15 protein-coding genes are annotated in these 13,169 nt (G+C 71.7%); 11 read left to right on the top strand and 4 right to left on the bottom strand.

The window, feature by feature from the left end; all coding sequences use genetic code 11:
* Positions 1-4: 4 nt before the first annotated feature.
* The 6 genes from ABKA17_RS06960 (at position 5) to ABKA17_RS06935 (ending at position 5,858) form a co-directional block, all read left to right on the top strand.
* On the top strand, positions 5-1,417 hold the full coding sequence (locus tag ABKA17_RS06960; RefSeq protein ID WP_353690985.1) for a cytochrome P450: 1,413 nt from the start codon (positions 5-7) through the stop codon (positions 1,415-1,417).
* Positions 1,418-1,433: 16 nt separating this feature from the next.
* Positions 1,434-3,143, top strand: a complete 1,710-nt coding sequence (locus ABKA17_RS06955; RefSeq protein ID WP_353690984.1) for a thiolase C-terminal domain-containing protein — start codon at positions 1,434-1,436, stop codon at positions 3,141-3,143.
* A gap of 35 nt (positions 3,144-3,178) precedes the next feature.
* Entirely contained in the window at positions 3,179-4,069 is an 891-nt protein-coding gene (locus tag ABKA17_RS06950) for an alpha/beta hydrolase (RefSeq protein ID WP_353690983.1), read from the top strand.
* Between the two features lie 5 nt (positions 4,070-4,074).
* Positions 4,075-4,578 (top strand): DoxX family protein, encoded by a 504-nt coding sequence (locus tag ABKA17_RS06945; protein WP_353690982.1) that lies wholly within the window; start codon positions 4,075-4,077, stop codon positions 4,576-4,578.
* Positions 4,578-5,396: an NAD(P)-dependent oxidoreductase gene (locus tag ABKA17_RS06940; protein WP_353690981.1), complete on the top strand. Its 819-nt coding sequence runs from the start codon at positions 4,578-4,580 to the stop codon at positions 5,394-5,396. Before ABKA17_RS06945 ends, ABKA17_RS06940 begins: the two co-directional genes overlap by 1 nt.
* Positions 5,397-5,504: 108 nt before the next feature.
* A complete protein-coding gene (locus ABKA17_RS06935) occupies positions 5,505-5,858 on the top strand; it encodes a hypothetical protein (protein ID WP_353690980.1) in 354 nt (117 codons plus the stop codon).
* A gap of 6 nt (positions 5,859-5,864) precedes the next feature.
* Here the strand turns inward: ABKA17_RS06935 and ABKA17_RS06930 are convergent, their stop codons facing one another.
* On the bottom strand, positions 5,865-6,851 hold the full coding sequence (locus ABKA17_RS06930; RefSeq protein ID WP_353690979.1) for a helix-turn-helix domain-containing protein: 987 nt from the start codon (positions 6,849-6,851) through the stop codon (positions 5,865-5,867).
* Between the two features lie 69 nt (positions 6,852-6,920).
* A complete protein-coding gene (locus ABKA17_RS06925; protein ID WP_353690978.1) occupies positions 6,921-7,895 on the bottom strand; it encodes an alpha/beta hydrolase in 975 nt (324 codons plus the stop codon).
* A gap of 226 nt (positions 7,896-8,121) precedes the next feature.
* On the opposite strand from ABKA17_RS06925, the gene ABKA17_RS06920 reads away from it, so the two are divergent.
* Both ABKA17_RS06920 and ABKA17_RS06915 read left to right on the top strand, forming a co-directional pair.
* Positions 8,122-9,084, top strand: a complete 963-nt coding sequence (locus ABKA17_RS06920; RefSeq protein ID WP_353690977.1) for a TerC family protein — start codon at positions 8,122-8,124, stop codon at positions 9,082-9,084.
* Between the two features lie 120 nt (positions 9,085-9,204).
* Complete coding sequence (locus tag ABKA17_RS06915; protein WP_353690976.1) at positions 9,205-10,086, top strand: LLM class F420-dependent oxidoreductase; 882 nt, start codon at positions 9,205-9,207, stop codon at positions 10,084-10,086.
* On the opposite strand, the gene ABKA17_RS06910 is transcribed toward ABKA17_RS06915, so the two are convergent.
* A complete protein-coding gene (locus ABKA17_RS06910; RefSeq protein WP_353690975.1) occupies positions 10,062-10,307 on the bottom strand; it encodes a hypothetical protein in 246 nt (81 codons plus the stop codon). The genes ABKA17_RS06915 and ABKA17_RS06910 overlap by 25 nt on opposite strands.
* 114 nt (positions 10,308-10,421) lie before the next feature.
* On the opposite strand from ABKA17_RS06910, the gene ABKA17_RS06905 reads away from it, so the two are divergent.
* On the top strand, positions 10,422-11,327 hold the full coding sequence (locus ABKA17_RS06905; RefSeq protein ID WP_353690974.1) for a LysR family transcriptional regulator: 906 nt from the start codon (positions 10,422-10,424) through the stop codon (positions 11,325-11,327).
* A gap of 24 nt (positions 11,328-11,351) precedes the next feature.
* Positions 11,352-11,756, top strand: a complete 405-nt coding sequence (locus ABKA17_RS06900; protein ID WP_353690973.1) for a DUF7691 family protein — start codon at positions 11,352-11,354, stop codon at positions 11,754-11,756.
* Positions 11,757-11,815: 59 nt separating this feature from the next.
* Here the strand turns inward: ABKA17_RS06900 and ABKA17_RS06895 are convergent, their stop codons facing one another.
* Entirely contained in the window at positions 11,816-12,379 is a 564-nt protein-coding gene (locus tag ABKA17_RS06895; protein ID WP_353690972.1) for an NAD(P)H-dependent oxidoreductase, read from the bottom strand.
* Between the two features lie 98 nt (positions 12,380-12,477).
* Between ABKA17_RS06895 and ABKA17_RS06890 the strand changes: the two genes are divergently transcribed.
* Entirely contained in the window at positions 12,478-13,158 is a 681-nt protein-coding gene (locus tag ABKA17_RS06890; protein WP_353690971.1) for a TetR/AcrR family transcriptional regulator, read from the top strand.
* Positions 13,159-13,169: the final 11 nt, after the last annotated feature.

Here is a 13,169-nt window from a genome sequence, read left to right as displayed (position 1 = left end):
CCCCATGAGCGAGGCCGACAGCGTCGACGCCTGCGTCGAGGACAGCGCCGACGAGCGTGGTGACGAGCGCGTCGACGACCGCAAGAAGCACCGGGTGCACTTCGACCGGCACACCCCCGAGTACCGCCACCGTTTCGAGGAGATCACCCACGAACTGCACGCCAAGTGCCCCATCGCCTGGACGGACACCTACGGCGGCCACTGGGTCGCCAGCGGCAACAGCGAGGTGTTCGAGCTGGCCAGGTCCGCGGAGTTCCTCTCCAACGACCACGACGTCAGGGGCGAACGGCGCGGCTACCACGGCATCTCCATCCCGCCGCCACCCCGCGCCGCCGAAGTCCAGGGCGGCTTCCTGGAGATGGACCCGCCGGACCAGCGCCACTACCGCCAGACCCTCAACCCCTATCTCTCCCCGGCCGCCGTGAGCCGCTGGATCCCGCTCGTCGACGAGGTGGTCCGCGCCTGCCTCGACGAGCGGATCGAGGAGGGCCGGATCGACTTCGTCGACGACCTCGCCAACGTCGTCCCGGCCGTCCTCACCCTGGCCATGATGGGCATCCCGCTGAAGGACTGGACGGTCTACAACGAACCGGCCCACGCGGGCGTCTACACCCCGCCCAACTCACCGGACATCGAGCGCGTCACCGAACTGAGCCGCACCATGGGCCTCGCCCTCTACACGGCGATCCAGGAGACCCGCGCCAAGCCCCGGCCCGGCCTGGTCGACGCCCTCGTCCGCGCCGAGATCAACGGCCGCACCCCCGACGACCTGGAACTGTTCGGCGTGCTCGCCCTCCTCATCGGCGGCGGCTTCGACACCACCACCGCGCTCACCGCGCACGCCCTGGAGTGGCTCGGCGAACACCCCGGGGAGCGCGACCGGCTCAGCCGCGACCGGGAGACCGTGCTGGACTCGGCCACCGAGGAGTTCCTGCGCTACTTCACCCCCGCGCCCGGGGACGGCCGTACGATCTCCGCCGACTGCGAGATCGCCGGCCAGCGCTTCGAGGAGGGCGAACGCCTCTGGCTGTCCTGGGCGATGGCCAACCGCGACCCGGCCGTCTTCCCCGACCCCGACCGTGTCGACCTGGAACGCAAGGGCAACCGGCACAGCAGCTTCGGCCTCGGCATCCACCGCTGCATCGGCTCCAACGTCGCCCGTACGGTGTTCAAGCGCATGGTCACGGCCGTCCTGGACCGTATGCCCGACTACCGCTGCGACCCCGAGGGCACCGTGCACTACGAGACCATCGGCGTCATCCAGGGCATGCGCCACCTCCCGGCGACCTTCACCCCCGGCAAGCGCCTCGGACCCCCGCTCGACGAGACCCTGGAGATCCTCCAGCGGGCCTGCGACGAACAGCGCCTCGCCGAACCCGTCACGGTCCGCTCGTCCAGGGCGAAGATCCAGCGCTGAGAGGGAGGAGCACGACGTGGCCGCGAACCCGGGACGCCCCTCGCCCCAACTCACCGACCAGAACGCCTTCTTCTGGACCTCGGGCGCCGACGGACGGCTGCGGATCCAGGAGTGCGCGTCGTGCGCCTCCCTGATCCACCCGCCCCAACCCGTATGCCGCTATTGTCGCGCCCACGAGATGGGCGTACGGGCCGTCTCCGGCCGCGCGACCCTCATCGGCTTCACGGTCAACCACCGCTTCGGCCTGCCGGGCCTCCCCGCCCCGTACGTCGTCGCCCAGGTCGCGCTGGAGGAGGACGACCGCGTCCGGCTCACCACCAACGCGGTCGGGTGCGACCCCGAGGACCTGGTCCTGGGCATGCGCATGGAGGTCGTCTTCGAGCGGACGGGATCCGAGCAGACGGGATCCGAGCAGACGGGGTCCGAGCAGACGGGGTCCGAGCGCACGGGGGAGGCGTGGCTGCCGTTGTTCCGCCCCGCCGCGGAACAACCGGGGCCGGGACCGGCACCGCTGCCCGAGGACGAGGTCCGACCTCGCATCCGGCCGATGGTCACGACCGAGAAGTTCGAGGACAAGGTCGCGATCACCGGCATCGGCACCTCACCGCTCGGCCGCCGCCTGATGGTCCCGCCGCTCTCCCTCACCGTCCAGGCCTGCGAACAGGCCGTCGCCGACGCCGGGTTGACCCTCGACGACATCGACGGCCTGGCGACCTACCCCGGCGCCGGCCCCTTCGGCGGCTTCGCCGAGGGCGGCGTCACCGCCCTGGAGTCCGCCCTCGGCATCCACCCCACCTGGCACAACGGCGGCGGCGAGACCTTCGGCCCCGGCGGCTCCCTGATCGCCGCGATGCTGGCCGTGGCCGGCGGCCTCGCCCGGCACGTGCTGTGCTTCCGGACCCTGTGGGAGGCGTCGTACGGCGAACTGCTCAAGCAGGGCAGGATCCAGCCGCCGAGCGGCCCGGACGCCGGCTGGCTCAGACCCTTCGGCGCGACCTCGGCCGCGCACACCCTGGCCCAGAACGCCCAGCGCCACTTCCACCGCTACGGCACGACCCGCGAGACCCTCGGCTGGATCGCCCTCAACCAGCGCGCCAACGCCACCCTGAACCCCACGGCGATCTACCGCGACCCGATGACCATGGACGACTACCTCCGAGCCCGGCCCATCACCACCCCGTTCGGGCTCTACGACTGTGACGTGCCCTGCGACGGAGCCGTCGCCGTCGTCGTCTCGCACGTCGACACGGCCCGGGACCTGGCGAAACCGCCCGTCCTCGTCGAGGCCGTGGGCACCCAGATCACCGAGCGCCTGGAATGGGACCAGAGCACTCTCACCCACGAACCCCAGGTCATCGGCCAGTCCGCCCACCTGTGGACCCGTACCGCACTGCGCCCCGACGACGTCGACGTGGCCGAGCTCTACGACGGCTTCACCTTCAACTGTCTGTCCTGGATAGAGGCGTTGGGCTTCTGCGGCATCGGCGAGGCGAAGGACTTCCTGGACGGAGGAAAGAACATCGCACGGGACGGCGTACTGCCCCTGAACACCCACGGCGGCCAGCTCTCCCACGGCCGCACCCACGGAATGGGCCTGGTCCAGGAGGCGATCGTGCAACTGCGCGGCGAGGCGGGCCCCCGGCAGGTGCCCGGCGCGCGGGTGGCCGTGGTCAGCTCCGGCGGGCTCACCCCCAGCGGAGTCCTTCTCCTCAGGACGGACACGTGAGCACGGGACGGACACGCGAACCACAGGACGGACACGTGCAACGCGGCGTCATCGACATCGACGGCATCCCCCTGTCGTACCGGGTGAGTTGGGCCCCGCAGCCGCGTGCCGTCGTCCTCGCCCTGCACGGCGGCGGCACCGACTCGTCGTACTTCGACTGCCCGAACCGGCCCCGCCTGTCGCTCCTGCGGACCGGCGCCGCGCTCGGCTTCACGGTGATCGCCCTCGACCGGCCCGGATACGGCGCCTCACACGCCCACCAGGAGCGACTGACCGACCCCGCCCGCCGGGTCGCCCTCACCCACGCGGCCCTCGACGGGCTGCTCGCCTCCCGCCCGCGCGGCGCGGGCGTGTTCCTGATGGCCCACTCCGCGGGCAGTGAACTGGCCATCCGGATGGCCGCCGAGGAGCGCGGACGCGCCCTGCTGGGCCTGGAGATCGCCGGCACCGGACGCGAGCACCACCCCCGCTTCTCCGCGCGCTGGGCCACCCACGGCGAGCTCGGCATCCGCCGGCCCGCGCGCCGCCGGATGCGCGACCTGCTGTGGGGCCCGAGCCACCTGTACCCGGCCGACGTCTTCGGCGGGACGGCCATCGGCGCCCCCTCGCCCGCCTACGAGTTCGAGGCGCGCGCCTGGGTACGGGAGCTCGTCGAACTGGCCGCCCGGATACGCGTTCCCGTGCGCTACACCCTCGGCGACCACGAGGCGGTGTGGCGCTCCGGCCCGCGCGCCCTGGCCGACATGGCCGCGATGTTCACGGCGGCGCCCCGGGTGCTGACCTACGAACAGCCGGACAGCGGGCACAACCTGAGCCTCGGGCATACAGCCCGCGCCTACCACCTCAGGGTGCTGTCGTTCGCCGAGGAGTGCGCCGTCGCCCGCGAGCACGCGCACGCCGACTCCACGCGCGGAAGGGTGAGTTGACCGACATGGACGATGTCGCGCTGCTGCTGGTACGCCTCGTCCTGGGCGTCGTCATGATCGCGCACGGCCTCAACCACTGGCGCGGCGGCGGCCGTATCGAGGGCACCGCCCGCTGGTTCACCGGCCTGGGCCTGCGCAACGGCACGCTCCAGGCCTGGTTGAGCGTCGTCACCGAGATCGGCGCGGGCGCGCTGCTGGTGCTCGGCCTGTTCACCCCGCTGGCCTGCGCGGCCGTCGTCTCGGTGATGCTCGTCGCGGGCCTCCTCGCCCACCGCCCGCACGGCTTCTTCGTGTTCAAGGACGGCTACGAGTACGTCCTGACCCTCGCCGTCGTCGCCCTGGCGGTCGCCGTACTGGGACCGGGCGGCGTCTCGCTGGACGAGGCGAGCGGCATCGACGTCACCGGCTGGGCGGGCGGCGCCCTCGCCCTCGGTGTCGCCGTGGTCGCGACGGCCGGACTCCTCGCCGTCTTCTGGCGCCCCGAACCCCCCGAGCAGGAGGCAAGCTGATGCGAGTCGGTTTCATCGGCCTGGGCAGCCAAGGCGCCCCCATGGCCCGCAGGATCGTCGACGCCGGGTTCGAGACGACGCTCTGGGCCCGCCGCCCCGCCACCCTGCTGCCGTTCGAGGACACCGCCGCCAAGCGTGCCGGGTCCCCGGCCGAACTGGCGTCGGTCAGCGACCTGGTGTGCGTGTGCGTCGTCGACGACGCGGACGTAGAGGAGGTCCTCACCGGAGCCTCCGGGATCCTGGCCGGGTTGCGCCGGGGCGGTGTCGTCGCCGTGCACAGCACGGTCCACCCCGACACCTGCCGCCGCCTCGCCGACCGCGCCCGCACCCACGGGGTCACCCTGATCGACGCACCCGTCAGCGGCGGCGGACCGGCCGCCGCCGAAGGCCGACTGGTGGTGATGGCCGGGGGAGAGCAGGGCACCGTCGCCTACTGCCGCCCGGTCTTCGCGACTTACGCCGACCCGGTCGTCCATATGGGCCCGCTGGGCACCGGACAGGTCGCCAAGCTCCTCAACAACCTCCTGTTCACCGCCAACCTGGCCACCGCCGCGAGCACCCTCGCGCTCGGCCGGGACCTGGCCGTCGACCCCGCCGCCCTGGCCCAGGTCGTCGCCCACGGCAGCGGCCGCAGCTTCGCCCTGGACCGGGTCACCTCCGCGGGCGGCACCCTCGACCGCATCGCCGCCCACGCCGGACCCCTCCTCCGCAAGGACGTCCGCCTGCTGACCGACGTCGCCACGGCCGCGGGCGCCGCTCCCGGCGTCGTCACCACGGCCGCGGAGGAGGCGCTGGAGCTCATGAACCGGGTGCGCTGACCCTCATGAACCGCGTGTGCCGAAGCCGAAATCCGTTGGTCGGCGCCTCGGCCCCGCCGATAGGGTCACCGCGTTCAGACCAGCTACCCACGAGAGCGACCTCACCCCATGACCAGCCCCCGACCGACGACGACCCTCTGGCGCCCCACCGGCCCGGTCGAGCTGGACCTGGTCCGCGAGTTGAACTGGCGGGCCTGGCCGCCGCGCCTGCCCGAGCAGCCGATCTTCTACCCCGTCCTGAACGAGGACTACGCCGTGAAGATCGCCCGCGACTGGAACGTCAAGCACGACGGCGCCGGCTTCGTGACCCGCTTCGAGGTCGACTCGGAGTTCCTGAGCCGATACCCGGTCCAGCGGGCGGGCGGCGAGACGATCCTGGAGCTGTGGGTGCCGGCCGAGGAGCTCGACGAGTTCAACGCCCACCTCGTCGGCCCGATCCAGGTCGTCCACGAGTTCCGCTGACCGCGTCTACGACCGGGCCAAGTGGCGCATCGTCAGCGCCAGTTGCAGCCTGAAGCGGCCCTGCGGGGTGCGCACCGGCCAGCCCAGCAGATGCTCGGCGTGGACCAGTCGGTCCTGGAGCGTCGAGTGGTGCACGTTGATCTCGGTGGCGGCCGCCCGGAGGCTCGCCGTCGACGCCACGGCGTGCAGGGTGACCAGCAGCCACGGAGTCGCCGCGGCGGCCGACTCCAGCGCGACCACGTCGGGCGGGGGTTCGGCTCCCGGTACGACGAGGTCGGCGAGCAGCGCCGTACCGCCCAACTCGTCCGCGTACATGACACGTTGACCGGGGTCCTGGGCCGTGCCCTCCGCGGTGAACCGCAGCGCGGTGCGCGCGGCGGCCCAGGACCGCGGCAGTTCGAGGACAGGGACGGCGGTGCCCACGCCGAGCCGGACCGCGGACCCGGGGTCGTCCGGCAGCCGCGGGACGACCCGGGGCGGGCCCTCGGCCGGCGCCACGGCCCGCGCGGGCAGCGACGGGTCCAGTCCCAGCCGCCGGGCCGCGTGCAGCCGGGCGGGTTCCGGGGCGGTGGCGTCGAGCAGCGTCTCCACCAGAGCCGGATCGTCGGCCGGGGCCCGGCCCCGGGTGCGGTCGAGGACCAGCCGCACGGCACCGGCGGCCCGCTCCAGGATCACGGCGTCCACCACGCTGGGCGCCGCCGCCCGCTCCAGCCACAGCGCGGGCGCCCCGTCCGGGGTCAGCGCCGCCGACGGCCAGGCCGGATCCGGTGGCAGCTCGGCGTCACGGCGCGTGCCGTCGGCCTCCACCCGCACCTGCACCCGCCGGTCCGCGTCCACGAGCCGCGCGGGCACCCCGGCCAGCACGGCCGCCCCACGTACCAGCGCCTCCAGGCCGGCCCGTGACTCGGCCAGCCGATCGAAGTAGGCGATCACCTGGACGGCGGCACCGGCGTCCGGATCCAGCGCGGTCAGGCGCCCGGCCAGCTCTTTCATGCGTCCATGGTGCGCCATGCCGGGCCCGGCCGGGAGCCCGTGGCCCTCGGCGGCGTACGGAATCCGGTGTCAGGCGCCCAGAAGCCTGCGCAGCCAGTCCAGGTGGGCCGCCCGGGCCCGCTGGGAGAGGGCCGCCTGCGGGGCGAAGCCGTCGTAGCCGTGGAAGCCGCCGGGCCACACATGGAGCTCGGCGATGCCGCCGGCCTGCCAGATGCGGGAGGCGTAGGTGACGACCTCGTCGCGGAAGGTCTCCGCGGAACCGACGTCCAGGAAGGCCGGGGGCAGACCGGACAGGTCCTCGGCGCGGGCCGGTGCCGCGTACGCGGGTACGTCCGCACCGCCTCGCCGCTCGCCCAGGAGGGCCGTCCACCCAGTCTCGTTGGCGGTGCGGTCCCAGACGCCCAGGCCCGCCATCTGGTGCGAGGACGGGGTGTCGTTGCGGTCGTCCAGCATCGGGCACATCAGCACCTGGCCGATCGGGCGCGGCCCTCCCCGGTCCCGGGTGAGCAGGGCCAGGGCCGCGGACAGCCCACCGCCCGCACTGGCACCGGCGATGACGATCCGCTCCGTGTCGGCACCGAGCTCCCCGGCGTGCTCCGCGGTCCACAGCAGACCGGCGTACACGTCCTCGATCTGTGCCGGATACGGGTCCTCGGGGGCCAACCGGTACTCGACCGACACCACGACCGCGTCCAGCTCCTTCGCCCAGGCCAGCGCCACGTCCACGCCGACCCGGTTGTTGCCGAGCACCATGCCGCCGCCGTGCACGTGGTAGACGACCGGTCGCGGGCCGGTGGTCGAGGGGACGGTCGGACGGCAGATCAGCAGCGAGATGTCGGGGGCGCCCACCGGGCCGGGCACCGTACGGTCCTCGGTCTTGAAGAAGCCGTCGAGGGTCAGGTCCAGCTCGGCCAGCATCTGGATACCGGGGCCCTGGCGGATCTGCTCGATGTCCTCCGGGGTCATTCCCGGGGAGATGAACTCCTTGATCAGTTCCAGGGCTCCGGCAAGCTCCGGGTCGAACGGCGGCGGCACCAGGCTCATGTCTTCTCCTCACGCGGAATACGCGGCGGCTCGTGCCGACATGATTCGCGCCCCGACCGCCGTCCGGGGCGCCGCCGTCCGGCGGAACCTGACCGCCGTCCGGCGGGTGACACCGGTGTGACCAGTGACCTTGCCATGTCATAACTTTCTGTTCACCTTCCGTAGGTGGAAGGGATCGGAACCTGAGACAACCCTGTGAAAGCCCCACCAGTACCAGGAGTAACAAGTGAACGTGTCTCTGTCCGTCTGGCTGCTGACGGTGGCCGCGCTGTGTGCGCTGGTCGCCGTCGACTTCTTCATCGGCCGCAAGCCCCACGACGTGTCGATCAAGGAAGCCGGCATCTGGACGGCCGTCTGGGTGGCGCTGGCCTGCCTCTTCGGCATCGGCCTGCTGATCTTCGGTGGCGCCAAGCCCGGCGGTGAGTTCTTCGCCGGATTCATCACCGAGAAGTCGCTCAGCGTCGACAACCTCTTCGTCTTCGTCCTGATCATGGCGAAGTTCTCGGTGCCCTCGCAGTACCAGCAGCGCGTCCTCATGGTCGGCGTCCTGGTGGCCCTGGTGCTGCGCGCCGTGTTCATCGCGGCCGGCGCCGCGATCATCTCCACGTTCTCCTGGGTGTTCTACCTCTTCGGCGCCTTCCTGATCTGGACCGCCTGGAAGCTCGTCCAGGACGCCCGCAAGGGCAGCCACGAGGAGGAGTACGAGGAGAACAAGCTGCTCAGGATGGTCGAGCAGCGCTTCGGAGTCGCCGACCGCTACCACGGCACCAAGCTGTGGATCGAGGAGAACGGCAAGCGGGTGATGACCCCGATGCTGGTGGTCATGCTCGCGATCGGCTCCACCGACGTGCTGTTCGCGCTCGACTCCATTCCGGCCATCTACGGGCTCACCGAGGACCCGTACATCGTCTTCACGGCCAACGCCTTCGCGCTGATGGGTCTGCGCCAGCTGTACTTCCTCATCGGCGGCCTGCTCAAGAGGCTGGTCCACCTCAGCTACGGCCTGTCGATCATCCTCGGCTTCATCGGCGTCAAGCTGGTGCTCCACGCCCTGCACGAGTCCGGCGTCCACGTGCCCGAGATCAGCATCCCCTTCTCCCTCGGCTTCATCGTGCTGGTCCTCGCCGTCACGACCTTCACCAGCCTGCGCGCCTCCAAGAAGCAGGAGGAGGCGGAGCGGGTCGCCTAGCGGACAGCCGTACGGCGGCTCCGTGGCGATGGCTCCCGGCGTCGGCGGCACTTGACTTCGAGAGCACTCCAGGATCTAGCGTCACCAGGGTCGGTCAGGCCCTGGTGAACGGAGAAGTCCATGCGCGTGGGCGTGCACATCAACCGGTTCGACCACCCCGGAGGAGGGCCCGCGCTCGCCGCCGAACTCGGCGCCGCGGGAGCCGCCGCCGAAGCCGCCGGGCTCAGCTGGGTCTCGGTCATGGACCACTACTTCCAGATGGAGTTCAACGACCGGGCCGAGGACCCCATGCTGGAGGCCTACACCACCCTCGGCTATCTCGCGGGCCGCACCTCGACGGTCCAGCTCGGCGCCCTGGTCACCGGCGTGTCCTACCGGCACCCCGGACTGCTCGCCAAGATCGCCACCACGCTCGACGTCCTGTCCGGCGGCCGGGCCACCCTCGGGATCGGCGCCGCCTGGTACGACCGGGAGCACGCGGGCCTCGGCGTGCCGTTCCCGCCGGTCGCCGAGCGCTTCGAGCGGCTGGAGGAGACCCTGCGGATCTGCCTCCAGATGTGGGACCCGGACAACGACGGTCCGTTCGAGGGCAAGCACTACCGGCTCGCCGAGACGCTGTGCGTCCCGGCACCGGTCAGCGACCCGCGCCCCGAGATCATGATCGGCGGTGGCGGCGAGAGGAAGACCCTTCGGCTGGTCGCCCGGTACGGCGACGCGTGCAACCTGTTCACCACCACCCCGGAGGAGGTCGCGCACAAGCTGGACGTCTTGCGCGGCCACTGCGACACCGAGGGCCGCGACTACGACGCGATCCGCAAGACCGTCGCCTACTCCGGGGAACCGCTCGCCACGGGCGACCTGGACGCCTTCACCGAGGACATCACGGGCTACACCAAGCTCGGTATCGACACCGTGATCCTGTCCCCGCGCACGGGCGAGCCGGCGGCGTTCATCGAGCGGTTCGCGGCGCCCGCCGTTCAGCGGTTGGCGGGACTGGACTGAGGGAGGGCCGGTCCGCTGCGGGAGACGATCCGCGTCCCGCGGTCGTCGATCACGCGGACCTGGAGCGAGCCGCAACCGCAGCGGGTCCACACCGTGCGACCCGCCGCGGTGGCGTGCCGGGACACCACCTGGAAGGGCTCGGCGGCATCCGGCCAGCCGCAGTGCGGGCAGACGGTTCCGGCAATCCCCGTGGTACCGGTCGTGCCGGTCGTGCTGGTCATGAGAACTCCTCGTACGTCGTGGCTGGTTGACCGTCGCGACACCACCAGGGTGCGTCGCCGCCATCGTGCACGTCCAGGTTGACTTTCCGGACCCGACCTTGAAGCGTGGGCTTCATGATTGACCTCCGTCGGCTCCACGTCCTGCGAGCGGTCGCGCACTACGGCACGGTCACCGCGGCCGCCCGCGCCCTGCACTTCACCCCGTCCGCCGCCTCCCAGCAGATCCGCCAGCTCGCCCGCGACCTCGACGTGGACCTGCTCGAACCGCAGGGCCGGGGCGTACGTCTCACCCCGGCCGCCGAGAGCCTGCTCGCGCACGCCGACGCCATCCAGGCCCGCTGGGAACAGGCGGAACTCGATCTGCGCGCCGAACAGGGCGCCCCCGCCGGGCCGTTGCGGGTCTGCGGGTACCCGGTGGCGATCTCGGTACTGCTGGCACCGATGGCGGTCCGGCTGCAGGAGCGGTACCCGCGGTTGGCCGTGCGCATCCTGGAGGCGGGCGTGCCGGAGAGCTTCGACCTGCTCTTCGAGAACGAGATCGACCTCGCGATCGTCGAGGCCACCCCGCACAACCCGCCACTGAGCGACGCCCGCTTCGACCAGCAGCCCCTGCTGGACGACCCGTTCGACCTGGTGGTCCCCACCGGTCACCCCCTGGAGGGCAGGGAGTGCGTCGACCTCTCGGACGCGGCGCACGAGGACTGGATCACGCCCATGCCGGACAGCCCCTGCCGTACCCATGTCATGTCCGCCTGCGGAGAGGCCGGTTTCAGCCCCGCGGTGGTCCACCAGGCCGTGGACTGGAACGTCACCGCCCATCTCGTCGCCCACCGGCTCGGCGTCGCGCTGATCCCACGGCTGGCCCAGCTCACCCCGCACCTGCCCATCACCCGAGTGCCCTGCACGGGCAACCCGCACCGCAAGATGCTGACCTGCACGCGCCGCGGGGGACATGAACGTCCCGCGGTGCAGGCGGCGTTGACGGAACTGCGGGAGCTGGCGCCGGGCGCGGTGGCGTAAGCGGTGTCAGTGCCCTTCGGCAGGATGGGGATCACGAGTCGCAACATCAGCGAAGCGCTGGACCACCTCATCGCGGGCCGCGCCGACTCGGACGCCGAGTGCGCGGGCCACGCCTACTACAGCGCCCTACAGAAGATCATCGACTGCAACGGCAGCGAACCGTACCAGGTGGGCACCTTCTCCAAGCCGTCCACGTTCTTCGGGCTCATGGACGACGAGCTGCGCCGCCTCGGCGTCCCCGCCGACCTGCTGCCGGGCGACTTCCTGTTCGCCGGACCGCCCGAGGGGATCCCCTTCCACATCCCGTACCCCGTCGACGGCACCCCGGGCAGCTGGAGTTCGAGCACGGCGAGTGGCGGACCGCGCAGTCGATCGACTGGTACAGCCAGGACACGATCTTCTTCTCGATCACGGGCTGAACGGCCGTAAGGGCATGCGAAAGGGGCCGGCGCTCCAACGAGCTCCAGCCCCTTGCCGCGAGGTGCTGATCAGGCGGCGACGGTCTCGCCGGCGTGGCCGTGCAGCCGGGCGATGACCTCGGTGAGCTGCTCGGCGACCTCGGCGTCGTCGGCCGGGTGGGTTTCGGCGAAGCGGACCACGGAACCGGGGATGGAGAGCTTGACGTCCTCCAGGACCTTGGCGCCGGCGATACCGAGCGACTTACGGGTCTCGTCCTGGGCCCAGACGCCGCCGAACTGACCGAAGGCGGTACCGACGACGGCGGCCGGCTTGCCGCCGAAGGCGCCGGCGCCGTACGGACGCGACAGCCAGTCGATGGCGTTCTTCAGGACGGCCGGGATGGTGCCGTTGTACTCGGGGGAGAAGAGCAGGAAGCCGTCGGCGGCCTGGGCGGCCGCACGCAGCTTGGCGGCGGGGGCCGGGACGCTGCCCTCGACGTCGATGTCCTCGTTGTAGAACGGGATCTCGGCGAGGCCCTCGAAGAGCTCGACGGTCGCACCCTCGGGGGCGAACTTGACGGCCGCCTCGGCGAGCTGGCGGTTGTGCGAACCGGCGCGAAGGCTGCCGACGAGCGCAAGGATGCGAACAGACATGCGAACTCCAAGATGCTGAAACAGTGCCGTCACAATACGGACCGGGGTCCGTTTAAGTTCTACCACCATAACCGGACCGCGGTCCAGTTTCATTCCCGATGCTTTACGCTGTCTTCATGTCCGCCTCTCTGCCGCCCTTTCCCAGGCCCCAGGAACCCTCGGGTGAGGCCGAGTTGCTGCAGCTCGGCACGTCCGGGGAGGAGCCCTGCCTGCGCGCCGACGCCGCGCGCAACCGGGCCCGGCTGCTGGAGGCCGCCGCCCGGCTGATCGCCGAGCACGGCGCCGCCGGGGTCACGATGGAGGCGGTGGCCGCCGCGGCCCAGGTCGGCAAGGGAACCGTCTTCCGCCGCTTCGGCGACCGCACCGGCCTGCTGATGGCGCTCCTGGACCACTCGGCGAAGAAGCTCCAGGAGGACTTCCTCGGCGGCCCGCCGCCCCTGGGCCCCGGAGCACCGCCCCTGGAGCGGTTGCGGGCGTTCGGCGTGGCCATGCTGTACCGCTCCCACGAACAGCTGGACCTCCAGCTCGCCGCCGAGCCGGAGCCCACCCGCCGGTTCTCCCATCCCTCGCACCGCGCGCTCACCATGCACGTCACGGTCCTGCTGCGCCAGATCGTGCCGGACGCCGACTGCGAACTGCTGGCGCGGACGCTGCTCGGATATCTCGACCCCGCCCTGATCCACCACCTGACCAGGGAGTGCGGGATGCCGATGGAGCGGCTGGAGGCCGGCTGGGTCGATCTCGTGGACCGCGTCACGGGCGCCGGGGCGACCCACTAGAGGCGGCTCGC

The sequence above is a fragment of the Streptomyces sp. RG80 genome (assembly GCF_040446465.1).
GTDB lineage: Bacteria > Actinomycetota > Actinomycetes > Streptomycetales > Streptomycetaceae > Streptomyces.
The sequence above is the reverse complement of the archived record's forward strand: the minus strand, read 5'-3'. Positions and strand labels throughout refer to the sequence as shown.

Excerpts from the sequence above, each read along its gene's own strand:
- ABKA17_RS06960 (WP_353690985.1), top strand. The coding sequence starts at position 5 with ATGAGCGAGGCCGACAGCGTCGACGCCTGCGTCGAGGACAGCGCCGAC.
- ABKA17_RS06945 (WP_353690982.1), top strand. The coding sequence starts at position 4,075 with ATGGACGATGTCGCGCTGCTGCTGGTACGCCTCGTCCTGGGCGTCGTC.
- ABKA17_RS06940 (WP_353690981.1), top strand. The coding sequence starts at position 4,578 with ATGCGAGTCGGTTTCATCGGCCTGGGCAGCCAAGGCGCCCCCATGGCC.
- ABKA17_RS06935 (WP_353690980.1), top strand. The coding sequence starts at position 5,505 with ATGACCAGCCCCCGACCGACGACGACCCTCTGGCGCCCCACCGGCCCG.
- ABKA17_RS06930 (WP_353690979.1), bottom strand. The coding sequence starts at position 6,851 with ATGAAAGAGCTGGCCGGGCGCCTGACCGCGCTGGATCCGGACGCCGGT.
- ABKA17_RS06925 (WP_353690978.1), bottom strand. The coding sequence starts at position 7,895 with ATGAGCCTGGTGCCGCCGCCGTTCGACCCGGAGCTTGCCGGAGCCCTG.
- ABKA17_RS06915 (WP_353690976.1), top strand. The coding sequence starts at position 9,205 with ATGCGCGTGGGCGTGCACATCAACCGGTTCGACCACCCCGGAGGAGGG.
- ABKA17_RS06910 (WP_353690975.1), bottom strand. The coding sequence starts at position 10,307 with ATGACCAGCACGACCGGCACGACCGGTACCACGGGGATTGCCGGAACC.
- ABKA17_RS06905 (WP_353690974.1), top strand. The coding sequence starts at position 10,422 with ATGATTGACCTCCGTCGGCTCCACGTCCTGCGAGCGGTCGCGCACTAC.
- ABKA17_RS06900 (WP_353690973.1), top strand. The coding sequence starts at position 11,352 with ATGGGGATCACGAGTCGCAACATCAGCGAAGCGCTGGACCACCTCATC.
- ABKA17_RS06895 (WP_353690972.1), bottom strand. The coding sequence starts at position 12,379 with ATGTCTGTTCGCATCCTTGCGCTCGTCGGCAGCCTTCGCGCCGGTTCG.
- ABKA17_RS06890 (WP_353690971.1), top strand. The coding sequence starts at position 12,478 with ATGCTTTACGCTGTCTTCATGTCCGCCTCTCTGCCGCCCTTTCCCAGG.